This window comes from Pseudomonas prosekii, from assembly GCF_900105155.1.
GTDB classification, from domain to species: Bacteria; Pseudomonadota; Gammaproteobacteria; order Pseudomonadales; family Pseudomonadaceae; genus Aquipseudomonas; species Aquipseudomonas prosekii.
The window spans coordinates 1,560,427-1,581,905 of sequence record NZ_LT629762.1 but is presented as its reverse complement, the minus strand read 5'-3'; the positions used below and the strand labels follow the sequence as shown (position 1 = coordinate 1,581,905).

21 protein-coding genes are annotated in these 21,479 nt (G+C 59.3%); 17 read left to right on the top strand and 4 right to left on the bottom strand.

The annotated features are described in order from the left end of the window. Window positions 1–173 precede the first annotated feature (173 nt). From ffh to BLU01_RS07370, 12 genes are all read left to right on the top strand, one after another. Window positions 174–1,550 carry a signal recognition particle protein gene (gene ffh, locus BLU01_RS07425; RefSeq protein WP_092272796.1) on the top strand — a complete coding sequence of 459 codons (1,377 nt, stop codon included), beginning with the start codon at window positions 174–176 and terminating at the stop codon, window positions 1,548–1,550. 250 nt (window positions 1,551–1,800) lie between these two features. Then, window positions 1,801–2,052 carry a 30S ribosomal protein S16 gene (rpsP, locus tag BLU01_RS07420; protein ID WP_045059142.1) on the top strand — a complete coding sequence of 84 codons (252 nt, stop codon included), beginning with the start codon at window positions 1,801–1,803 and terminating at the stop codon, window positions 2,050–2,052. Window positions 2,053–2,057: 5 nt separating this feature from the next. Further along, entirely contained in the window at window positions 2,058–2,594 is a 537-nt protein-coding gene (gene rimM / locus BLU01_RS07415) for a ribosome maturation factor RimM (protein ID WP_008014731.1), read from the top strand. Then, window positions 2,576–3,349: a tRNA (guanosine(37)-N1)-methyltransferase TrmD gene (gene trmD / locus BLU01_RS07410; RefSeq protein ID WP_178076548.1), complete on the top strand. Its 774-nt coding sequence runs from the start codon at window positions 2,576–2,578 to the stop codon at window positions 3,347–3,349. Before rimM ends, trmD begins: the two co-directional genes overlap by 19 nt. Before the next feature lie 45 nt (window positions 3,350–3,394). After that, a complete protein-coding gene (gene rplS / locus BLU01_RS07405) occupies window positions 3,395–3,745 on the top strand; it encodes a 50S ribosomal protein L19 (protein ID WP_063322826.1) in 351 nt (116 codons plus the stop codon). Between the two features lie 100 nt (window positions 3,746–3,845). Then, a complete protein-coding gene (xerD, locus tag BLU01_RS07400; protein ID WP_092272793.1) occupies window positions 3,846–4,742 on the top strand; it encodes a site-specific tyrosine recombinase XerD in 897 nt (298 codons plus the stop codon). Between the two features lie 351 nt (window positions 4,743–5,093). Then, complete coding sequence (dsbC, locus tag BLU01_RS07395) at window positions 5,094–5,825, top strand: bifunctional protein-disulfide isomerase/oxidoreductase DsbC (protein WP_092272790.1); 732 nt, start codon at window positions 5,094–5,096, stop codon at window positions 5,823–5,825. 133 nt (window positions 5,826–5,958) lie between these two features. Then, window positions 5,959–7,263, top strand: a complete 1,305-nt coding sequence (locus BLU01_RS07390; protein ID WP_092281511.1) for a homoserine dehydrogenase — start codon at window positions 5,959–5,961, stop codon at window positions 7,261–7,263. A gap of 104 nt (window positions 7,264–7,367) precedes the next feature. Beyond that, entirely contained in the window at window positions 7,368–8,792 is a 1,425-nt protein-coding gene (gene thrC / locus BLU01_RS07385) for a threonine synthase (RefSeq protein WP_092272787.1), read from the top strand. Window positions 8,793–8,911: 119 nt separating this feature from the next. Further along, window positions 8,912–10,285, top strand: coding sequence for a transporter substrate-binding domain-containing protein (locus BLU01_RS07380; protein ID WP_092272784.1), 1,374 nt, complete (start codon window positions 8,912–8,914; stop codon window positions 10,283–10,285). Between the two features lie 116 nt (window positions 10,286–10,401). After that, a complete protein-coding gene (locus tag BLU01_RS07375) occupies window positions 10,402–10,809 on the top strand; it encodes a response regulator (RefSeq protein WP_092272781.1) in 408 nt (135 codons plus the stop codon). A 164-nt stretch (window positions 10,810–10,973) separates the two neighbouring features. Further along, window positions 10,974–11,261: a DUF3509 domain-containing protein gene (locus BLU01_RS07370; RefSeq protein ID WP_092272778.1), complete on the top strand. Its 288-nt coding sequence runs from the start codon at window positions 10,974–10,976 to the stop codon at window positions 11,259–11,261. A 170-nt stretch (window positions 11,262–11,431) separates the two neighbouring features. Here BLU01_RS07370 and BLU01_RS07365 read toward each other — a convergent pair whose 3' ends face one another. Together BLU01_RS07365 and BLU01_RS07360 are read right to left on the bottom strand one after the other, a co-directional pair. Next, window positions 11,432–12,355 (bottom strand): TIGR02285 family protein, encoded by a 924-nt coding sequence (locus BLU01_RS07365; protein ID WP_092272775.1) that lies wholly within the window; start codon window positions 12,353–12,355, stop codon window positions 11,432–11,434. Next, entirely contained in the window at window positions 12,336–13,535 is a 1,200-nt protein-coding gene (locus BLU01_RS07360; RefSeq protein WP_092272772.1) for a CaiB/BaiF CoA transferase family protein, read from the bottom strand. The genes BLU01_RS07365 and BLU01_RS07360 overlap by 20 nt, the downstream gene beginning before the upstream one ends. A gap of 146 nt (window positions 13,536–13,681) precedes the next feature. Between BLU01_RS07360 and BLU01_RS07355 the strand changes: the two genes are divergently transcribed. The 3 genes from BLU01_RS07355 (at window position 13,682) to BLU01_RS07345 (ending at window position 17,465) form a co-directional block, all read left to right on the top strand. After that, complete coding sequence (locus BLU01_RS07355) at window positions 13,682–14,224, top strand: YaeQ family protein (RefSeq protein WP_028623872.1); 543 nt, start codon at window positions 13,682–13,684, stop codon at window positions 14,222–14,224. Between the two features lie 66 nt (window positions 14,225–14,290). Beyond that, window positions 14,291–16,000, top strand: a complete 1,710-nt coding sequence (gene recJ / locus BLU01_RS07350) for a single-stranded-DNA-specific exonuclease RecJ (RefSeq protein WP_092272769.1) — start codon at window positions 14,291–14,293, stop codon at window positions 15,998–16,000. A 358-nt stretch (window positions 16,001–16,358) separates the two neighbouring features. Further along, entirely contained in the window at window positions 16,359–17,465 is a 1,107-nt protein-coding gene (locus BLU01_RS07345; RefSeq protein WP_092272766.1) for an NADH:flavin oxidoreductase/NADH oxidase, read from the top strand. A 207-nt stretch (window positions 17,466–17,672) separates the two neighbouring features. Here the strand turns inward: BLU01_RS07345 and BLU01_RS07340 are convergent, their stop codons facing one another. Then, on the bottom strand, window positions 17,673–19,310 hold the full coding sequence (locus BLU01_RS07340) for a glucan biosynthesis protein D (RefSeq protein WP_092272763.1): 1,638 nt from the start codon (window positions 19,308–19,310) through the stop codon (window positions 17,673–17,675). Window positions 19,311–19,723: 413 nt separating this feature from the next. Here BLU01_RS07340 and BLU01_RS07335 point away from each other — a divergent pair, with 413 nt between their 5' ends. Next, window positions 19,724–19,909 carry a hypothetical protein gene (locus BLU01_RS07335; RefSeq protein WP_092272760.1) on the top strand — a complete coding sequence of 62 codons (186 nt, stop codon included), beginning with the start codon at window positions 19,724–19,726 and terminating at the stop codon, window positions 19,907–19,909. 248 nt (window positions 19,910–20,157) lie between these two features. Here the strand turns inward: BLU01_RS07335 and BLU01_RS07330 are convergent, their stop codons facing one another. Then, a complete protein-coding gene (locus BLU01_RS07330; RefSeq protein ID WP_408003129.1) occupies window positions 20,158–20,310 on the bottom strand; it encodes a hypothetical protein in 153 nt (50 codons plus the stop codon). Between the two features lie 202 nt (window positions 20,311–20,512). Here BLU01_RS07330 and BLU01_RS07325 point away from each other — a divergent pair, with 202 nt between their 5' ends. Further along, window positions 20,513–21,259, top strand: coding sequence for a tellurite resistance TerB family protein (locus BLU01_RS07325; protein WP_092272756.1), 747 nt, complete (start codon window positions 20,513–20,515; stop codon window positions 21,257–21,259). Window positions 21,260–21,479: the final 220 nt, after the last annotated feature.

The window sequence follows — 21,479 nt, the reverse complement described above, 5'->3', positions numbered from 1 at the left end:
GCATAGAACCCACTTCACACGAAAGACCAGACAAGCTGACAGCGAGGTGTCCGCCAGACGCAGTCTTCGCTATAATCCGCGACCTGCCCACGCCGCAGGCTCGCCGAGCACATGTTTACTCCGGTCTGGGCCGCCATTATCCCGGTCTGTACAGGGCCTGAAAGGATCGCGCAATGTTTGAAAACTTAACCGACCGTCTCTCGCAGACGCTGCGCCATGTCACCGGCAAGGCCAAGCTGACTGAAGACAACATCAAAGACACCCTGCGTGAAGTGCGCATGGCGTTGCTCGAAGCCGACGTCGCCCTGCCGGTGGTCAAGGACTTCGTCAATTCGGTCAAGGAACGCGCCGTCGGCACTGAAGTGTCGCGCAGCCTGACGCCGGGCCAGGCCTTCGTGAAAATCGTCCAGGCCGAACTCGAAAGCCTGATGGGCGCGGCCAACGAAGACCTGAACCTGAGCGCCGTTCCACCTGCCGTCGTGTTGATGGCCGGCTTGCAGGGCGCGGGTAAAACCACCACCGCCGGCAAACTCGCGCGCTTCCTTAAAGAGCGCAAGAAGAAGACCGTCATGGTCGTTTCCGCTGACGTTTACCGTCCGGCGGCGATCAAGCAGCTGGAAATGCTTGCCGGGGAAGTCGGCGTTACCTTCTTCCCGTCCGACCTGAGCCAGAAGCCGGTCGAGATCGCGCAAGCCGCTATTAAAGAAGCAAAGCTGAAATTCATCGACGTGGTCATCGTCGATACCGCCGGTCGTCTGCACATCGACGAAGAGATGATGGGCGAGATCAAGGCATTGCACGCCGCGATCAACCCGGTGGAAACGCTGTTCGTGGTCGATGCCATGACCGGCCAGGACGCCGCCAACACGGCCAAGGCCTTTGGCGACGCATTGCCGCTGACCGGCGTGATCCTGACCAAGGTTGACGGTGATGCCCGTGGCGGTGCCGCGCTGTCAGTCCGCGCCATCACCGGCAAGCCGATCAAGTTCATCGGTATGGGCGAAAAGAGCGAAGCGCTCGAGCCGTTCCACCCCGAGCGTATTGCTTCGCGCATCCTCGGCATGGGCGACGTGCTCAGCCTGATCGAGCAGGCCGAACAGACCCTCGACAAGGACAAGGCCGACAAACTGGCCAAGAAGCTGAAGAAGGGCAAGGGCTTCGACCTCGAAGACTTCCGCGATCAGCTGCAACAAATGAAGAACATGGGCGGCCTCGGCGGGCTCATGGACAAACTGCCGAACATCGGCGGCGTCAACCTGTCGCAAATGGGCAATGCCCAGGGCGCGGCGGAGAAGCAATTCAAGCAGATGGAAGCCATCATCAATTCCATGACCCCGGCCGAGCGCCGCGACCCTGAGCTGATCAGCGGTTCGCGCAAACGCCGGATCGCCATTGGCTCCGGCACTCAGGTGCAGGACATCGGTCGCTTGATCAAGCAACACAAGCAGATGCAGAAGATGATGAAGAAATTCTCCGCAAAAGGCGGAATGGCCAAAATGATGCGCGGCATGGGCGGTATGCTGCCCGGCGGCGGCATGCCGAAAATGTAAAGAATTCGAGCCTGGGCTTGCCTTTGCTCCGACCCACAGGGATGTGGGATCTCCAGTAAACCCGCCATTGGCGGGAGCTGACTCGCCGTTTTCAACGACGGCTCTATAGCAAATCTTGATGGCGACTGAAAGGCCGCCGGAAAAAGTCATTTGCAAAAGTCCGGATATTCCTTAGAATATGCGGCCTTTCGGGCACCTATGCCCGCTGTGCCTTTAGATTTGCAGCACCGACTACAGGAACGATGTTCACATGCTAACAATCCGTCTTGCCCTTGGCGGCTCCAAAAAGCGCCCGTTTTACCACTTGACCGTAACCGACAGCCGCAACCCGCGCGACGGTTCGCACAAGGAACAGGTTGGTTTCTTCAACCCTGTTGCTCGTGGTCAAGAAGTCCGTCTGTCCGTGAACCAAGAGCGCGTAGCCTACTGGCTGAGCGTTGGTGCACAACCTTCTGAGCGTGTTGCTCAGTTGTTGAAGGACTCGGCTAAGGCTGCGGCCTGAGCAATATGAACGCGACGCCTGCTGTTGCTGATGATTTGATCGTTATCGGCAAAATCTACTCTGTTCATGGCGTTCGCGGCGAAGTGAAGGTGTATTCCTTTACTGATCCGACTGAAAACCTGTTGCAGTACAAAACCTGGACGCTCAAGCGCGAAGGCAATGTGAAACAGGTTGAGCTGGTCAGTGGACGCGGGAACGACAAGTTCCTGGTCGCAAAGCTCAAGGGTCTCGATGATCGTGAAGAAGCTCGTCTTCTGGCCGGTTATGAGATCTGCGTGCCGCGCAACCTGTTCCCTGAATTGACCGACGGCGAGTACTACTGGTACCAGCTCGAAGGTCTGAAGGTCATTGACCAACTCGGGCAATTGCTCGGGAAGATCGATCATCTTCTGGAAACCGGCGCCAATGATGTAATGGTGGTCAAGCCTTGCGCAGGCAGCCTGGATGATCGCGAACGCCTGTTGCCCTATACCGAGCAATGCGTGTTGGCCGTCGACCTTGCCGCAGGCGAGATGAAGGTGGAATGGGATGCGGACTTCTAAGCGTGGCTAATTTGCGCGTGGAAGTGATCAGTTTGTTTCCCGAGATGTTCTCCGCCATCAGCGAGTACGGCATCACCAGTCGTGCGGTGAAACAGGGGCTGTTGCAGCTCACCTGTTGGAATCCGCGAGACTACACGACGGATCGACATCACACTGTGGACGATCGCCCATTTGGCGGTGGCCCGGGCATGGTGATGAAGATCAAACCCCTGGAAGATGCTCTGGTTCAGGCCAAGGCAGCAGCCGGGGAGGCGGCGAAGGTGATTTACCTGTCCCCCCAAGGCCGTCAACTGAATCAGTCGGCGGTACGCGAGTTGGCGAATCTGGATGCATTGATCCTGATTGCCGGCCGTTATGAAGGCATTGACGAGCGTTTTATTGATGCTCATGTCGATGAAGAGTGGTCGATTGGCGACTATGTACTGTCTGGCGGCGAGCTGCCGGCGATGGTCCTGATCGATGCGGTTACACGACTGCTGCCTGGAGCTTTAGGGCATGCGGACTCCGCCGAGGAAGATTCCTTTACGGATGGTTTGCTGGATTGCCCGCACTACACCCGACCGGAGGTGTATGCGGATCAGCGTGTTCCCGACGTATTGCTAAGTGGCAATCACGCGCATATCCGGCGTTGGCGTTTACAGCAGTCCCTTGGTAGGACCTTTGAACGACGCGCCGATCTTCTGGAAAGCCGCTCGCTTTCTGGAGAAGAGAAGAAGCTGCTCGAGGAATACATCCGCGAGCGGGACGATAGTTAACAACGTATCGATGGTAAATCCGACGATTTACCTTAGGAGCACAGCATGACTAACAAAATCATCCTTGCACTCGAAGCAGAGCAGATGACCAAAGAGATCCCTACCTTTGCCCCGGGCGACACTGTTGTCGTTCAGGTGAAAGTGAAGGAAGGCGACCGTTCGCGTCTGCAAGCGTTCGAAGGTGTTGTTATCGCCAAGCGTAACCGCGGCGTAAACAGTGCTTTCACCGTTCGTAAAATCTCCAACGGTGTTGGCGTAGAGCGTACTTTCCAGACCTACAGCCCGCAAATCGACAGCATGGCCGTTAAACGTCGCGGTGACGTACGTAAAGCCAAGCTGTACTACCTGCGTGACCTGTCCGGTAAAGCAGCTCGCATCAAGGAAAAACTGGCTTAAGTCCAGCTTCCCGATGCAGAAAAAAGCAGCCTACGGGCTGCTTTTTTGTTGCCTGCGATTTATCTTCCCTGACTGTACTGTCAGTCTTGCCTGAGCCTTTATGCCCGCCATCGACCATCCCCTGATAGACCAATTCCTCGACGCGCTCTGGCTGGAAAAAGGCCTGTCCGATAACACCCGGGACGCCTATCGCAGCGACTTGGCGCTGTTCAACGGCTGGTTGCAGGAAAAAAACCTCGAACTGATCAATGCCGGCCGCGAGTTGATCCTCGATCACCTGGCCTGGCGCCTCGAGCAAAACTACAAACCCCGTTCCACGGCGAGATTTCTCTCCGGCGTGCGTGGCTTTTATCGTTATCTGCTGCGGGAAAAGCTGATTGCGGTCGATCCGACCTTGCGCGTCGATATGCCGCAACTCGGCAGGCCGTTGCCCAAATCCCTGTCGGAAGCCGACGTCGAGGCGCTGCTGAACGCGCCGGACTTGAGCGAACCAATCGGCCAGCGTGACCGCGCCATGCTCGAAGTGCTCTACGCTTGCGGCCTGCGCGTGACCGAGCTGATCAGCTTGACGCTGGAGCAGGTCAACCTGCGTCAGGGCGTGTTGCGCGTCATGGGCAAGGGCAGCAAGGAACGGCTGGTGCCGATGGGCGAGGAGGCGATTGTCTGGGTTGAACGTTATCTGCGCGACGGTCGGGGCGAGCTGCTCGGCGGACGCCCGAGCGATGTGATGTTTCCCAGCCAGCGCGGCGAGCAGATGACCCGCCAGACCTTCTGGCACCGCATCAAGCATCAGGCCAAAGTCGCCGGGATCGGCAAATCGCTGTCGCCGCACACATTACGTCACGCTTTCGCCACGCACCTGCTCAACCATGGCGCCGACCTGCGCGTGGTGCAAATGCTCCTCGGCCACAGCGACCTCTCGACCACCCAGATCTACACCCACGTCGCCCGCGCCCGCCTGCAAGACCTGCACGCCAAACACCACCCGCGCGGCTAACCAAAACCTGTCGCGCAGCCACCCACGACCCTTGCCACGCGGGTGCCCACGACCTATGTAGCAGCTGGCGAAGCCTGCGTTCGGCTGCGCAGCAGTCGTGAAATCATACGCCGCGGTGATTCATTTAAACCGCGAGCTCAGGATTGACGACTGCTGCGCAGCCGAACGCAGCCTTTGGCAGCTGCTACATGAAAGCGTCGTGCGCCGTGAGCGGGAGGTGTTGCATCACCCGCATTCGGCCATGCAGCCCTTATGTGGTAGGCTTTGCCGGTTTGCACGATGGGCGATTATGACCCGGTGTTTCGGCACGGGCGTTCTGATCGTCCCATTTGTCCGCCCTCAGGAGTTCTCATGCGTCTGACCCAGATTTTCGCCGCCGCAGCTATTGCGTTGGTCAGCACCTTTGCCGTCGCCGATGACGCGGCCGACAAAGCCATTCGTCACAGCCTGGAAAGCCTCCAGCTCGAAACACCAATCGAAGCCATCAGCGCCAGCCCGCTGGCCGGCCTCTACGAAGTCAAACTCAAAGGCAGCCGCGTGCTCTACGCCAGCGCCGATGGCCAGTACGTGATGCAGGGCTACATGTTCCAGCTCAAGGACGGCAAACCGGTCAACCTGACCGAAAAAACCGAGCGCCTCGGCGTGTCCAAACTGGTCAATGAAATCCCGGTAGCCGAAACCGTGGTCTATCCGGCGATCGGCGAAACCAAATCGCACATCACCGTGTTCACCGACACCACGTGCCCGTATTGCCACAAGCTGCACGCCGAAGTGCCTGAGCTGAACAAGCGCGGCATCGAAGTGCGTTACGTCGCATTCCCGCGTCAGGGCCTCGGCTCGCCGGGTGACGAACAGCTGCAAGCGGTCTGGTGCTCGAAAGACAAAAAAGCTGCCATGGACAAAATGGTCGATGGCAAGGAAATCAAGGCCGCCAAGTGCGACAACCCGGTTTCCAAGCAATTTGCGTTGGGTCAGTCGATCGGCGTGAACGGCACCCCGGCCATCGTTTTGGCTGACGGGCAGGTCATTCCGGGCTACCAGCCTGCGCCACAAGTTGCCAAACTGGCGCTGGGCGCGAAATAATTCGCATCGTCACGGTCAGCCTTTGACGATCATGGTTCGGCGGCAGCGTTTGCCGAGCCATTAATAGAGAACCGCGAGTATGCGGTTGTTTTCACGGCCGACCTTGCGTCGGCCGTTTTATGGGGAGTTCACAGTGAAACCGGTCAAAGTAGGCATCTGTGGGTTAGGGACCGTCGGTGGCGGTACCTTCAACGTACTTCAGCGCAACGCCGAGGAAATTGCTCGTCGTGCCGGGCGTGGAATCGAAGTGGCACAAATTGCCATGCGCACGCCAAAGCCTCAGTTCCAAACGACCGGTATTGCGATTACCAACGATGTCTTCGAAGTGGCCACGAACCCTGAGATCGACATCGTCATAGAGCTGATGGGCGGCTACACCGTTGCCCGCGAGCTGGTACTCAAGGCCATCGAGAATGGCAAGCATGTGGTCACCGCGAACAAGGCACTGATCGCCGTTCACGGTAATGAGATTTTCGCCAAGGCGCGCGAGAAAGGCGTGATCGTCGCGTTCGAAGCGGCTGTCGCCGGTGGCATCCCGGTGATCAAGGCCATCCGCGAAGGCCTGTCCGCCAACCGCATCAACTGGGTCGCGGGCATCATCAACGGTACCGGCAACTTCATCCTCACCGAAATGCGTGAGAAGGGCCGCACATTCGAAGACGTCCTCGCCGAAGCGCAAGCGCTGGGTTATGCCGAAGCCGATCCAACGTTTGACGTTGAAGGCATCGACGCTGCGCACAAACTGACGATCCTGGCATCCATCGCGTTCGGCATTCCGTTGCAGTTCGACAAGGCGTACACCGAAGGCATCACCAAACTGACCACCGCCGACGTTAATTACGCCGAAGCGCTGGGCTACCGCATCAAGCACCTGGGCGTGGCGCGCAGCACTGCGGCCGGCATCGAGTTGCGTGTGCACCCGACGCTGATCCCGGCTGACCGTCTGATCGCCAACGTCAACGGCGTGATGAACGCCGTGATGGTCAACGGTGACGCGGCCGGTTCGACGCTGTTCTACGGCGCCGGCGCCGGCATGGAGCCGACCGCTTCGTCGGTGATCGCCGATTTGGTCGACGTGGTTCGCGCCATGACTTCGGACCCGGAAAACCGTGTGCCGCACCTGGCGTTCCAGCCGGACTCGCTGTCGGCGCACCCGATCCTGCCGATCGAAGCGTGCGAAAGCGCCTACTACCTGCGCATTCAGGCCAAGGACCATCCGGGCGTGTTGGCCCAGGTGGCGAGCATCCTCTCGGAGCGCGGCATCAACATCGAATCGATCATGCAGAAGGAAGTCGAAGAACACGACGGCCTGGTGCCGATGATCCTGCTGACCCACCGCGTGCTGGAACAGCACATGAACGATGCCATCGCCGCGCTTGAAGCGTTGGCCGGCGTGGTTGGCCCGGTGGTGCGGATCCGCGTCGAACACTTGAATTGAAACAGTGGCAAGCGGCAAGCTTTAAGCTGCAAGTAAAAGCCGATCTGCTTTTGTCTTGCCGCTTGTAGCTTGCAACTTGTAGCTCAAACCGAAGGTTTGCCCCTATGCGTTATATCAGTACCCGCGGCCAGGCACCGGCCCTGAATTTCGAAGACGTTCTGCTCGCCGGCCTCGCCACTGACGGCGGCCTGTACGTGCCTGAATGCCTGCCACGTTTCACCCAGGAAGAAATCGCTTCCTGGGCCGGCCTGCCGTATCACGAACTGGCCTTCCGGGTGATGCGCCCATTCGTCACCGGCAGCATCCCCGACGCCGATTTCAAAAAGATTCTGGAAGAGACGTACTCTTCTTCCGAGCAAGGCGTGTTCTCGCACAGCGCCATCGCCCCGTTGCGTCAGTTGAACGGCAACGAATGGGTTTTGGAGCTGTTCCACGGCCCGACCCTGGCGTTCAAGGATTTCGCTCTGCAACTGCTCGGTCGCCTGCTCGATTACGTGCTGGAAAAACGCGGCGAGCGCGTGGTTATTATCGGTGCGACCTCCGGTGATACCGGTTCCGCCGCCATCGAAGGCTGCAAGCATTGCGAAAACGTCGACATCTTCATCCTGCACCCGCACCAGCGCGTGTCCGAAGTCCAGCGTCGGCAGATGACCGCCATTTACGGCGAGAACATCCACAACCTCGCCATCGAAGGCAACTTCGATGACTGCCAGGAAATGGTGAAGAACAGCTTTGCCGACCAGAGCTTCCTCAAAGGCACGCGTCTGGTAGCCGTGAACTCGATCAACTGGGCGCGGATCATGGCCCAGATTGTTTACTACTTCCACGCATCGCTGCAATTGGGCGGCCCGGCGCGTTCGGTGTCGTTCTCGGTGCCGACCGGCAACTTCGGCGACATCTTCGCCGGTTACCTGGCGCGCAACATGGGCCTGCCGATCAACCAGTTGATCGTCGCCACCAACCGCAACGACATCCTGCACCGCTTCATGAGCGGCAATCAGTACGTCAAGGAAACCCTGCACGCCACGCTGTCGCCGTCGATGGACATCATGGTTTCGTCGAACTTCGAACGCCTGCTGTTCGACCTGCACGGTCGCAACGGTGCCGCGATCGCCGGGCTGATGGACAACTTCAAGCAGGGTGCCGGCTTCAGCGTCGAACAGGAACGCTGGACCGAAGCGCGCAAACTGTTCGATTCCCTGGCCGTGGACGATGCGCAGACCTGCGAAACCATCGCCGAGGTCTACGCCCAGACCGGCGAAGTGCTCGACCCGCACACCGCCATTGGCGTCAAGGCTGCACGCGAGTGCCGCCGTAGCCTGGACATCCCGATGGTGATCCTCGGCACCGCCCATCCGGTCAAATTCCCGGACGCGGTGGAGAAAGCCGGTGTAGGAAAAGCGCTCGAACTACCTACACATCTTTCTGATTTGTTTGAGAGAGAAGAGCGCTGCACCGTGTTGCCAAACGACCTGAAAGCCGTGCAGGCCTTTGTCAGCCAGCATGGCAACCGCGGCAAGCCGTTGTAAGCTCAAAAAACTGTCACATTTTGAAGCCCGTCTCCTGACGGGCTTTTTCATTTCTGCGTGCACACTTGCCGTGTTTTCGCCCCTGAGGGAAGGGCGAGTTGATCACGAAGGAAGCGGCAATGTTGTTTTTCAGAAGTTTGATTCCAGCCATCTGCTGGATTTTTTTGCTGAGTACGCTGGCACTCGCGCAACGTGGTTTCGCCGCGCAGTTGGTGACTTATGAGGGCGCCAAGCCAGTGGCCGTCAACGCCATCAAGCTCAGTGCCGAGGAGCGCCAGTGGATTCGGGCGAACCCGAAGGTCATCGTCGCTTCGGCGCAGTTTCCGTTGTATCTGTTCAAGGATGAGCATGGTCACTGGAGCGGTTTGAACAACGACATGCTCAACCGCATCAGTGCGATGACCGGCCTGAATTTTGTCCATGAAGAATCGTTTTCCACCGGTCAGTTGCTCGGGCGTCTGGAGCAGGGGGGCGCGGACATGAGCACCACGCTGGCGATGAATGACGAACGCCGGGGTTTTCTCGATTTCAGCCATGCCTTCGGGGGTTCTGCGTGGATCATGGTCGGGCGCGCCGGGGCGCCGGAGTTGCAGTCGCTGGAACAGTTGTCGGAAAAAGTCCTGGTGTTACCCGCCCGGCACGCCATGGAAGAAACCATTCGCCGCGACCATCCGCGCATCACACTGCTCACGGTCAAGACCTACGCCGAGGCGCGGGCACTGGTCGAAAGCGGCGAGGCAGATGCCACCATCGAGAACGAAACCGGCTCGCAGCTTTATCCGATCGGGCAATTGAAAGTAGGGCATACGGTAGAAGGTTCGTGGGAAGCCGACCGTTTGGCCGTGCGCAAAGGCCAGCCGCAATTATTGAGCATCCTCAACAAGGCGCTTGAAGCGTTTCCTCCGGCAGAATTGCGGGCGATGCGCCTGAAGTGGCTCGATGGAATTGCCCCAAGGCCCGCGCTTTCGTTCTGGCAGCAGATTTCGCGATGGGGCTGCTGGGGCATGTTTTTCGTCAGCCTGTTCGCCCTGCTGTCGTTGCTCTGGAACCGTCGGCTCGCGGTGTTGATCAAGCGACATCGGGACGTCGAGAAAGACCTCTGCGATCAGCTCGCCTTCCAGCAAGCACTGTTTGATGCCATGCCCGATCCGATGTTCGTGCGTGATCTGCAGGGGCGTTTGATCAAGTGCAACAAAAGCTATGAAGAGGCTTTATCGAAGCGTTTCGATCAGGTTCAGGGGCTACGGTTGATTGAAGGGAACATCTTGCCGAGGGAAACCGCAGAAATGCTGCATGCCGAATTCATCGCGCAGATCGAAACCCGCAAGCCGCGTTTCACCCGGCGTCTGCTGCTATTCAACAACGGTGTCAGGGACATCGATCAATGGACGGTGCCGTTCTACGGAACGGACGGGCATGTTCGCGGGTTGCTGGGCGGCTGGACGGATATTGAGCTGCGCAAGAGTGAAGGGCGGTGCCAATGCGCGCGCTGAGTTTCGGAATTGTCCTATACGACGTGGCTACTTTTCCGATGGGCCGCTGAAGAAGGCTGGCCTAGAGTGATCGACAACTGCGGGCAGAGCCCGCGAGTGTCGTTCCAGAGGTCGCTATGCGCACGCTCAAAATCCTGATTCTTGAACACAATCCTTTCCAGATGATGGCGTTGCACCAAATGCTCAACGCCATCGGCGTCTATGACGTGCTGGCGGCGCCGTCGCTGCGGGTGGCGCAGCGGTCGCTGGCGCGCCGGGGCGCGGTCGATATTGCCTTGTGCAACCCGCAATTGCGCGGCGGCGAGGGGCTGGCGCTGATCCGTCATCTGGTCGAACAACGCGAGGCGCAGTCGCTGGTGCTGCTCGGCAGTGTCGCCTCCAGCGTCATGCCGGCCGTGAACACGCTGCTGGCCGAAAGCGAAGTGCAACTGCTCGGGCACTTGCACACGCCGGTGTCCGCCGTACTGATGCGCCGGCTGCTGGACATTTATCTGATGGAATCGATGTTGAAAGCGCAGGCCTGAACAGGCGTGTTTTTTACTTGTCATCTTTGCCGTGCATGCTCAGTCGACCGGGCACCGCGATTGCGCGCGTCGGTATTCAGAACTTTCTACTCGGGCCAGGGGTCATTTATGTAGACACGCCCTCCCAGGCACTTTGTTTCGGACTATTGAGTGGTGATTGCCAGATGGAAAGTATCAGTCTATTGCTCGGCGAGGCTTTGAGCCCGTATCAAGTGACATTGACCCCTTCGGGCGTCCACGGCGAATGCCTGGTGACGCTGAAGAATGCCGTCGGGGCAATTGTGGTGGAACGCTCATTCAATCAGGCGCAGTTGACCGACAAGTGGCAACTGACTGATGTCGTCGACGGCTTGCACCGCGATGTGCTGATTGCCGAAGGTCGCCTGGAGCCCTGCGTGATCGCGGCGTTGCGCAACGCCGCTCAGGACAAGATCCTGGCCAATCGAAATTGAATTGTTTTTTGTGGGAACCTTCCTGCGCCAAGGTCAGTCAGAGCATGTAACAGCAGGATCAAGCATTGTGCTCCGGTGCTTGTAGCTTGCTGCTACGGGTCTTTATGTAGGCCACGTTTAACCCCGAGTTGTCTCCCCACTCCTCGGGGTTTCTTTTTGCCTGAATTTCGTCATTGGCCTGCGCGCTGTTGGAAAAACGCCCGGGTTTCCTCCAGATATTCCACGCGTCGCGCCGGGTCCAGCCATTTGGCATAGGCTTGGACCAGATGATCATGGGGAAGGGTGCGCAGCACCTGGTTGATCTCGTTGATCGCCCGTCGGCCCTGAGCCGTGTTCGAACAGGCGATATACGTCGTAATGTATTTATCCGTGCCTTTGGCCGGGTAAAACGTCAGTTCGTCAGCGGCAATCTGTTCCTGTTGCGCCAGATAACGAATCTCCGGCCAGTAGCCCATTACCCCGATCAACCGCCCCAGCCGCTGCATCTGCAGCAGACTGCCGAGTGCGTCATTGCCGTAATGCTCAATCACCGAAGCGGCCGGCGCCTCGGTCAGTTGCGCATCGAGTAACTGGCCATAACTGCGTCCGGCCACCGCGCCGACTTTTTGCGTGCCACTGGCGAGCAACGCCGCCACGTCGACTTCGCCGTTCACCAGATAAGGTTCGAGTTGGCGTTTGGCATCCTGGCGCACGGTGATGCCATTACTGACGGCGCGGAACACCGGAATCGAAAACGCCATCCATTCCTCGCGCTCCTTGCTCCAGACCAGCGAAGGATCGCAGGTGAAGGATTCATCGCGCAGCATCTGCAGGCTGCGCGCACGATTGACCCGCATCTGCGTGTGATTGTATTGCGGCATGCCCGCGACCAACGACGGGATCAACTGATCGACAACACCCTTGCCCTTTTCCGGGCCTTCGAAAATGGTCAGCGGCGGCAAGTCGCGCAACAGCCAGATCAGCGTTTCTTTCGGTTGCGCGCCGGCGGGCGACGAGCCGATCAGCAGCACCAACAGCGCCAGCACGTAGCGGCCGCTGGCGCGTTGGCCGAACACTGAACGCAGGCGCTTCAGCTTAAATGGCCCCGTCTTCACGCAACCGTGCGATCTGTCCCTCGTCGTAGCCAAGTTCGTGCAATACCTGCGCATTGTGCTCACCCAACTGCGGTCCGACCCATTCAGACGTGCCAGGTGTCTCAGAGAGTTTCGGCACGATTCCCGGCATCTTGAAGTCCTTGCCGTCGGGCAACTTGGCGTGCAGGAACATTTCCCGGGCCAGATATTGCGGATCGCTGAACATGTCTTCGGCGCTGAAGATCCGGCTGGCCGGCACCTCGGCCTGATTCAACTGCGCGATCACGCTGTCGAGCGGCAGCGAATTGACCCAGCGATCGATCACCCCATAAATCTCGTCGCGACGGCTGTCGCGGCCATCGTTGCTGGCCAATTGGGGATCGTTGGCCAAGTCTTCGCGGCCGATCACCCGCATGAAACGCTTGAAGATCGCGTCGCCATTCGCGCCGATCTGCACGTGTTTGCCGTCGGCGCTGGTGTGAATCGAGGAGGGCGTGATGCCAGGCATGATATTGCCGGTGCGTTCGCGGATAAAACCGAACACGTCGAACTCCGGCACCATGCTTTCCATCATGGCGAAGATCGCCTCGTACAGCGCCACATCGACCACTTGCCCGACGCCGCCATTCACTTCGCGATGACGCAACGCCATCAACGCGCCGATCACGCCCCAGAGCGCCGCGATCGAATCGCCGATGGAAATCCCGGTGCGCACCGGCGGCCGATCCTCGAAACCGGTGATGTAGCGCAGACCGCCCATCGATTCGCCGACAGCACCAAAACCCGGTTGATCTTTCATCGGCCCGGTCTGGCCGAAGCCGGAAAGCCGCACCATCACCAGTTTCGGGTTGAGCGCGTGTAAAACTTCCCACCCCAAACCGAGCTTTTCCAACACGCCGGGGCGAAAATTCTCGATCAGGATGTCTGCTTCGCTGAGCAGTTTTTTCAGAATCGCCAAGCCGTCCGGGTGTTTGAGGTTGAGCGTCAGCGACTTCTTGTTGCGTGCCTGGACAAACCACCACAGCGAGGTGCCTTCGTACAACTTGCGCCATTTGCGCAACGGATCACCGCCGTCCGGCGATTCGATCTTGATCACTTCGGCGCCGAACTCGCCGCAAATACGCGAGGCAAAAGGCCCGGCGATCAGCGTGCCCAATTCGATGACTTTCAGACCTGAGAGCGGTTTTCCGGTGAGCGGCATGAGGGATCCTGTAGGACAAAGTGCGAACGATAGAGCGTTTTAACATAGCCGCGTGTCAGTCGCGCGAAGTTGATGGCGGTCAATTCGTTGATTGCCTACTGCATCGGTTAGACTTGCCGCCTTTCCCCGTATCAAGAAGCCCGTTCATGGCCCAGCCGTCCACGACCTACAAGTTTGAACTGAACCTCACCGACCTCGACCGCAGCGTCTACGAGAGCGTCAAGCAGACCATCGCCCGTCACCCTTCGGAAACCGAAGAACGCATGACCGTGCGGCTGCTGGCCTACGCCTTCTGGTACAACGAGCAGCTGTCGTTTGGTCGCGGTCTGTCAGACGTGGATGAACCCGCCCTGTGGGAAAAGAGCCTGGATGACCGCGTCCTGCACTGGATCGAAGTCGGCCAGCCAGACGCCGATCGCCTGACGTGGTGCTCGCGTCGCACCGAGCGCACCAGCCTGCTGGCCTACGGCAGCCTGCGCGTTTGGGAAACCAAAGTGATCCCGGCGATCAAAAACCTGAAAAATGTACACATCGCTGCGGTGCCGCAAGAAATCCTCGAAACCCTGGCCAAAGACATGCCCCGCGTTATCAAGTGGGACGTGATGATCAGCGAAGGGACGATTTTCGTCACCGATGACCGTGGTCAGCACGAAGTCCAGTTGCAGTGGTTGAGCGGCGAACGCGGCTGATCATTCAGCGTTCGCACGCGTCATCCGGTTTTATCCTACGTATCCAAGAGAAGCACCTGTCACCCCATGCGCATCGAACCTCGCCTGTTGCCCGACACCCTGCCATTCCTCGGTGACCTGCCGCCGCTGTTGACCCGCTTGTACGCGGCGCGCGGCGTGCTCAACGAGGCTGAACTGGACAAGAGCCTCGCGCGGCTGATTCCGTATCAGCAGCTCAAAGGCATCGATGCCGCAGTCGATTTGCTGGTGACCGCGCTTGAGCAGCGCCAGCGGATTTTGATCGTCGGCGACTTCGACGCCGATGGCGCCACCGCCAGCACCGTTGGCGTGCTGGGCCTGCGACTCCTAGGCGCGGCGCACGTCGATTATCTGGTGCCGAACCGCTTCGAATACGGCTACGGGCTGACCCCGGAAATCGTCGATGTCGCACTGACCCGCACCCCGCAATTGCTGATCACCGTGGACAACGGCATCTCCAGCGTCGAAGGCGTGGCAGCGGCGAAGAAGGCCGGGCTCAAAGTATTGGTCACCGACCACCACTTGCCCGGCGACGAACTGCCGCTGGCCGACGCCATCGTTAATCCGAACCAGCCAGGTTGCGAGTTTCCGAGCAAGGCGTTGGCCGGGGTCGGGGTGATTTTCTATGTGTTGATGGCGTTACGCGCGCGCCTGCGCAGCCTCGGCTGGTACGCAAGCAAACCGCAGCCGAACATCGGCGAACTGCTGGATCTGGTGGCGCTGGGCAGCGTCGCCGACGTGGTGCCGCTCGACGCCAACAACCGCATCCTCGTGCATCAAGGCCTGGAGCGGATTCGCGCCGGCCGTGCGCGTCCGGGGGTCAAGGCAATCCTTGAAGTGGCCAAACGTGACCACGCGCGCATCACCTCTACCGACCTCGGTTTTATCGTCGGCCCACGCCTGAACGCGGCGGGGCGCCTGGACGACATGAGTCTGGGCATCGAATGCCTGCTCACCGATAACGCGCAAAGTGCCCGGGAAATGGCAGTGCAACTCGACAGCATGAATCAGGACCGCAAATCCATCGAGCAAGGCATGCAGCGTGAAGCGCTGGCGCAGCTCAAGGATTTGCCGGTGGAATCGATGCCGTTCGGCTTGTGCCTGTTCGATCCCGAGTGGCATCAGGGGGTTATCGGCATCCTCGCGTCGCGAATGAAAGAACGCTATTTCCGCCCGACGTTTGCCTTTGCCGATGCCGGCGACGGTTTGCTCAAGGGCTCGGGGCGTTCGGTGCAGGGCTTTCATATTCGCGACGCCTTGAGCGTGGTCGCGGCGCAGCATCCGACATTGATCAGCAAGTACGGCGGCCACGCGATGGCGGCCGGTCTGACCTTGCCGGAAGCGAATTTTCCGTTGTTTGCCGAGGCATTCGACGCTGAAGTGCGTAGGCAATTGCGCGAAGAAGACCTGACTGGGCGTTTGTTGTCGGACGGCACATTGGCGGTCGAGGAATTTCATCTGGAACTGGCCCGCGCCCTGCGGCATGCCGGGCCTTGGGGCCAGCACTTTCCGGAGCCGCTGTTTCACGGGGTGTTCCAGTTGGTCGAGCAGCGCGTGGTCGGTGAGCGGCACCTGAAAGTGGTGCTGAAAAGTGAATGCGGTTCTGTGAAGCTCGACGGGATTGCCTTCGGGATCGATCGCGAGATTTGGCCGAACCCGACGATCAAATGGGTGGAATTGGCCTACAAACTCGACCTCAACGAGTTTCGCGGCAATGAGACCGTGCAGTTGATGATTGCCCACATCGAACCGCGCTAGAGACACAATGCTTGTGTGGCGAGGGGGCTTGCCCCCGTTGGGCTGCGCAGCAGTCCTGAAACCAGTCACTGCGGTTTATCTGGCGAACGCCGGTTAATGGCTATGGGGCCGGCTTCGCCACCCAGCGGGGGCAAGCCCCCTCGCCACAGGTTCGTGCGAACCCGAATTTGCCTCGTTTCAATTCTTGAACCCTCGCTCATCCCCCGTTGTCGACTAGGCTCTAAGCACTGCTTGATTGGCCTTGTGACGTTTCGTCGAATTTTTTACCCGCGGGGGCGGGTGTTGCGCCTTTTTCCTGTCACTCGTCGACTTTTCAAACAGAACCCTGGAGCCTGACCACTGATCCGAGAGGTGCCCCATGAGTCTGCTGCTTGAACCCTATACCCTTCGCCAATTGACCCTTAATAACCGCATCGCGGTGTCGCCGATGTGCCAATACTCGAGCGTCGATGGCCTGGCCAACGACTGGCACCTGGTCCACCTCGGCAGCCGTGCGGTTGGCGGCGCCGGGCTGATATTCACCGAAGCCACGGCGGTCACTGCCGATGGCCGTATCACCGCCGAAGACCTCGGTTTGTGGAACGACGAACAGATCGAACCGCTGCAGCGCATCACCCGATTCATCGCCGCCCAAGGCGCGATTGCCGGCATTCAACTGGCGCACGCCGGGCGCAAGGCCAGCACCCATCGGCCGTGGATCGGCAAGCACGGCAGCGTCAAACCGGAGGACGGTGGCTGGACTCCGGTCGGGCCTTCGCCGATTGCTTTCGACCCGCAACACACGCACCCGACCCAACTCGATGAAGGGCAGATCGCCGAGGTCATTCAGGCCTTTGTCGCTGCGGCCAAACGTTCCCTGACCGCCGGTTTCAAAGTGGTCGAGATCCACGCCGCTCACGGTTACCTGCTGCATCAATTCCTTTCGCCCCTGAGCAATCAGCGGCGCGACCAGTACGGCGGCTCGTTCGAAAATCGCATTCGGCTGGTCCTGCAAGTCACCGAAGCGGTGCGTGCGGTCTGGCCTGAAGAGCTGCCATTGTTCGTCCGCGTGTCGGCCACCGATTGGGTGGAAGATGGCTGGAACCCGGATGAAACCGTGGAACTGGCGCGACGCCTGAAAGACCTCGGCGTGGACCTGATCGACGTTTCGTCCGGCGGCACCGCAGCGAATGCGGAAATTCCGACAGGCCCGGGTTATCAGACGCGCTTCGCTGAGCGGGTGCGCAAGGAGTCAGGCATCGCCACGGGCACCGTAGGAATGATTACCGAGCCGGCGCAGGCTGAGCACATTCTGCGCACCTGCCAGGCCGACGTCATCTTCCTCGCCCGCGAGTTGCTGCGCGATCCTTACTGGGCGCTGCATGCCGATGATGATCTGGGTGGGCGCAAAGCGGTGTGGCCGGCGCAATATCAGCGCGCTACGCATCGCGATCAACCGATTCATGAGTCCGATTTGCGTGACTGATTGAGGCGCTGAAAACAAAAAGCCCCGGCCAATTCTGGTCGGGGCTTTTGCGTTTCTGAGTCGGGATTTTTGTTGCTTGTACCGTCCTCTTCGCGGGCAAGCCTCGCTCCTACAGAGTTTGCGGCATGTGCCAATGATGCGGACGATACAAATCCCGTAGGAGCGAGGCTTGCCCGCGAAGAGGCCCGCGCAAGCGACCCTTTAACCTCAGATGTACTTACGCTTCTCCGGCGCCGGCGGGAAGTACTGGTACAACCAGGTCTCGCTCAACGTCCGGTCATTGGTGCGGATAAACAACCGCAGCTCCACCGGCGCGACGCTGTCATTGGTCGGGTACCAGTCAAAGGTGATCCGGTAACCCTTGATGTCATCCAGCACCAGCACGTTGAAATCCTTCACTTCGCCGTTCGAGCAGGTCACTACCGGCTCAATGCCCGCACCGGCCGGCAAGCGATCGAGCCCGCCGCCGGTGAAGTCCACGGCAAAACGCCGCGCCCAGACTTCCGGGTAATGCTCGCCCGGCGCCCAGCCTTCAACAAAGCCGCCCATGCCCGAACGGGTCGCGTTGACCCGCGCCAACGGCGTGCTGACCGGCGGCAACGCGCTCCAATAGAGCTTGTAGCCGTAATTCAGCGAGTCACCGGCAGCCACCGGTTTCTTCGGCGTCCAGAACGCGACGATGTTATCCAGGGTCTCGCCGGTTGTAGGAATTTCCAACAAATCGATAGAGCCTTCGCCCCACGCGGTTGTAGGTTCTACCCACAGGCTCGGACGTTTGCTGTACCAATCGACGGTGTCCTGGTAACTGGCGAATTCGTGATCGGTCTGCACCAGGCCGAAACCTTTCGGATCAGTGTCGGCGAACGCGTTGAATTGCAGGGTCGCCGGGTTGTTCAGCGGACGGCAGATCCACTCGCCGTTGCCGCGCCACATCGCCAGGCGATCAGAGTCGTGGATTTGCGGGTGAATGGTGTCGCACATGCGCCGCTCGTGGGTGCCGCAGCTGAACATGCTGGTCATCGGTGCGATGCCCAGTTGTTCGATGGCGGTACGGGCATTGATGTGTGCGTCGATGGCCATGACCACCTGACTGGCCTGGCAGTCGATATCAAAACGGTAGGCGCCGGTAGCGCTCGGCGAATCGAGCAGGGCGTAGACCACAAACCGTGTGCTGTTCTTGTCCGGCGTTTCGAACCAGAACTTGGTGAAGTCGGGGAACTCCTCGCGCTTCTTCGCGTAAGTGTCGATCGCCAAGCCGCGCGCCGAGAGGCCATATTGGCCAGAGGCATCGACCGCGCGGAAGTAGCTGGCGCCGAGGAAAGACAACACGTCGTGCTTGTCCAGCTCAGGTGCCTTGAACAGTTTGAACCCGGAAAAACCCAGGTCGGCGCCCAGTTGCTTGGTGTCGACCGTGGTTTTTTCGTAGTTGAACAGCGACGGGCGGAAATGCACTTCACGGGCCTGACGCGTCTTCGGATCGACGCTGTACATGCGCACCGGTTGCTTGAAACCCATGCCGACATGGAAGAACTGCACGTCCAGTTGACCGTTGACGTCGTTCCACAGCGAGTGTTTGCCGTCGTACTGAATGGCGTTGAAATTTTGCGGCGTCATCGTCGCCAGCGTTGGCGGCAGCACCTGCTTTGTGTCCTGATAACGACTGGTGGCAAGCTGCTTGGCCTGGATCTTCAGCGCTTCGAAGTCGAACGCCTGAGCGTCGCCATCAGCGGCGCCACCAGTCGCGCTATTGCCGGCCCACGCGCGTGCGGCGAGCAGGCCAGTGGCCGAAAGACCGGTGTAGGCAGCGATAGCCATGGACGCTTTGAGCAAATTCCTGCGGTGCATAAGTACAACCTGTCGTGAACAATCCCGCGCCGTTCCTGGCACTGCTGGATCAAAAAAAGGGGTTCGGACATGCCTTCGGCCAAACGCAACGGACTTTAAACAGATGCCAAATAGCTTAAACCGTTCGGTCACCCAGAAAAAATGATTGGTTACACCAAGCCAGTGTGGCAATGAAACAAGACATGTCAGTGAACATTTCCCACAGCACTTTCTGATTTACAGGGCATATCTGCTTTTTTCGACTAATTACTCTAAAAACCCCTTTTCAGCGCCGATTTAATTCCTATTCTATGGACATGACCGGTTGCGGCCCTGAAGGCCGGTGGGTTCAGCGCGCACCCAGTGACTGCTGAAAGTGGTAGGGCGATGCGGTTTTCTGAAGTTTTCTTTGACGTATTAAAAGGACATCGTCCATGTCGAAAGTACAAGGCATCACCGAACTGTTAGGAATCTTCCCTTGCCTGACCACCGGTCGGCGCAGGCGTCGACTCAATTCGGAGGAAATGAAACTGGTGGAGCGTTATCGGGAGTTGTCGGAGAGCGATCGGATCGCGATGAGGTATCTGGTGGATGCGATGAGGAGTGTTTCGCGGTTTTGAGGAGCCGGCATTGGCGGTGACATGATGTCGCGGCCAAAACGCGATCTGTAGCAGCTGGCGCAGTCTGCGTTCGGCTGCGAAGCAGTCGTGAAATCAGACTGCGCGGTGCTTCAGGAAGACCGTGCGTTCAGGGTTTACGACTGCTGCGCAGCCGAACGCAGGCTTCGCCAGCTGTTACAAGGAGGGTGTTTCGACTAACCAAAAGGGGCGGACCGTAAGGTCGGCCCCTTTTCATTTTTACCCTGCCTTCAACTGCAAGTACCCATGATCTTGAACGGTCGCTGCACCTGCATCAGGTCGGGCATATCGCGCCAGTTGATCCATGCTTGATGCTGCCAGTGCAGCAGCGGCACCGAGATGCCGGCCCATTGCAACGAGCTCATGCGTGGTCTGTTATCCATGGGTGACGCGCTGGAGTTGCGCAACATGGGGACGACTTCATTGCTCAGCCAGTGGCGCAGGTCGAATGGCTGGGCGGGCGCCGGGAGGTGATGAAACAGCCAAGCAACATCTGGAAGCACTCTCGCCGCTGGGCGTTGGGCACTTTCGCTCTAGGCTGGTTGCCTTATTGATCCGGTTACCCCGAATTCGTGGAGGCAGCAAATGAACACCCGTGGATTGCTCGATCAGCTACTCAAATCCGGCCAGGACTTGTTGCAGAAAAAGGCTGGCGGTCACTCGCAGAAGTCTTCTGGCGGCTCGGTTGGCGGTTCTGTCGGCGGCGCGCTGGGCGGGTTGCTCGGCGGCAGTGGTGGCTCGGGCGGCCTCGGCGGTTTGCTCTCGGGCGCAGGCGGCGGCGCGTTGGCAGCGGGCGCGATGGGGCTGTTGATGGGCAACAAAAAGGTCCGTAACGCCGGCGGCAAAGTCGCGCTCTACGGCGGCCTCGCGGCGTTGGGCGTGATTGCCTACAAGGCGTACGGCAACTGGCAGGCGCAGCAGGGCACTGCAGCGAAGGTTGAACCGCAAACCGTCGACCGGGTGCCGCCCGCGCAGGTCGAGCAACACAGCCAGGCGATTCTCAAAGCGCTGGTCGCGGCGGCCAAGGCTGATGGTCATGTCGATGAGCGCGAACGTGCGTTGATCGAGGGCGAATTCACCAAGCTCGATAACGATCAGGAACTGCAGCACTGGCTGCACGCCGAGCTGAACAAACCGCTGGACCCGACCGACGTCGCCCGCGCCGCCAGCACCCCGGAAATCGCCGCCGAAATGTACATCGCCAGCGTGATGCTGGTGGACGAAGAGAACTTCATGGAGAAATCCTACCTCGACGAACTCGCGCGGCAATTGAAGCTTGAGCCGGGGTTGAAGCTCGAACTGGAAAAACAGGTGCGCGCCGCTTCGGTGTAAAACCTGAAATTGCCTTCGCGGGCAAGCCTCGCTCCTACACAGTTCGCGTCGGTCGCTCGCACACGACACCGATTCTGTGGCAGCGAGGCTTGCCCGCGAAAGCGTCCTCAGCCGCACAACATGTCTGCTGGCCAATCCACGGCCCACTTCTGCCAATCCCCCTCTGGCAAATACCCCCCGATCTAGCGGAAAGTCCCATCCCAGAGCCTGTCCCGGCGAT

Coding starts and splice junctions, on each gene's coding strand:
- ffh (WP_092272796.1), top strand. CDS start 174: ATGTTTGAAAACTTAACCGACCGTCTCTCGCAGACGCTGCGCCATGTC.
- rpsP (WP_045059142.1), top strand. CDS start 1,801: ATGCTAACAATCCGTCTTGCCCTTGGCGGCTCCAAAAAGCGCCCGTTT.
- rimM (WP_008014731.1), top strand. CDS start 2,058: ATGAACGCGACGCCTGCTGTTGCTGATGATTTGATCGTTATCGGCAAA.
- trmD (WP_178076548.1), top strand. CDS start 2,576: ATGGGATGCGGACTTCTAAGCGTGGCTAATTTGCGCGTGGAAGTGATC.
- rplS (WP_063322826.1), top strand. CDS start 3,395: ATGACTAACAAAATCATCCTTGCACTCGAAGCAGAGCAGATGACCAAA.
- xerD (WP_092272793.1), top strand. CDS start 3,846: ATGCCCGCCATCGACCATCCCCTGATAGACCAATTCCTCGACGCGCTC.
- dsbC (WP_092272790.1), top strand. CDS start 5,094: ATGCGTCTGACCCAGATTTTCGCCGCCGCAGCTATTGCGTTGGTCAGC.
- thrC (WP_092272787.1), top strand. CDS start 7,368: ATGCGTTATATCAGTACCCGCGGCCAGGCACCGGCCCTGAATTTCGAA.
- BLU01_RS07380 (WP_092272784.1), top strand. CDS start 8,912: ATGTTGTTTTTCAGAAGTTTGATTCCAGCCATCTGCTGGATTTTTTTG.
- BLU01_RS07375 (WP_092272781.1), top strand. CDS start 10,402: ATGCGCACGCTCAAAATCCTGATTCTTGAACACAATCCTTTCCAGATG.
- BLU01_RS07370 (WP_092272778.1), top strand. CDS start 10,974: ATGGAAAGTATCAGTCTATTGCTCGGCGAGGCTTTGAGCCCGTATCAA.
- BLU01_RS07360 (WP_092272772.1), bottom strand. CDS start 13,535: ATGCCGCTCACCGGAAAACCGCTCTCAGGTCTGAAAGTCATCGAATTG.
- BLU01_RS07355 (WP_028623872.1), top strand. CDS start 13,682: ATGGCCCAGCCGTCCACGACCTACAAGTTTGAACTGAACCTCACCGAC.
- recJ (WP_092272769.1), top strand. CDS start 14,291: ATGCGCATCGAACCTCGCCTGTTGCCCGACACCCTGCCATTCCTCGGT.
- BLU01_RS07345 (WP_092272766.1), top strand. CDS start 16,359: ATGAGTCTGCTGCTTGAACCCTATACCCTTCGCCAATTGACCCTTAAT.
- BLU01_RS07340 (WP_092272763.1), bottom strand. CDS start 19,310: ATGCACCGCAGGAATTTGCTCAAAGCGTCCATGGCTATCGCTGCCTAC.
- BLU01_RS07335 (WP_092272760.1), top strand. CDS start 19,724: ATGTCGAAAGTACAAGGCATCACCGAACTGTTAGGAATCTTCCCTTGC.
- BLU01_RS07330 (WP_408003129.1), bottom strand. CDS start 20,310: ATGGATAACAGACCACGCATGAGCTCGTTGCAATGGGCCGGCATCTCG.
- BLU01_RS07325 (WP_092272756.1), top strand. CDS start 20,513: ATGAACACCCGTGGATTGCTCGATCAGCTACTCAAATCCGGCCAGGAC.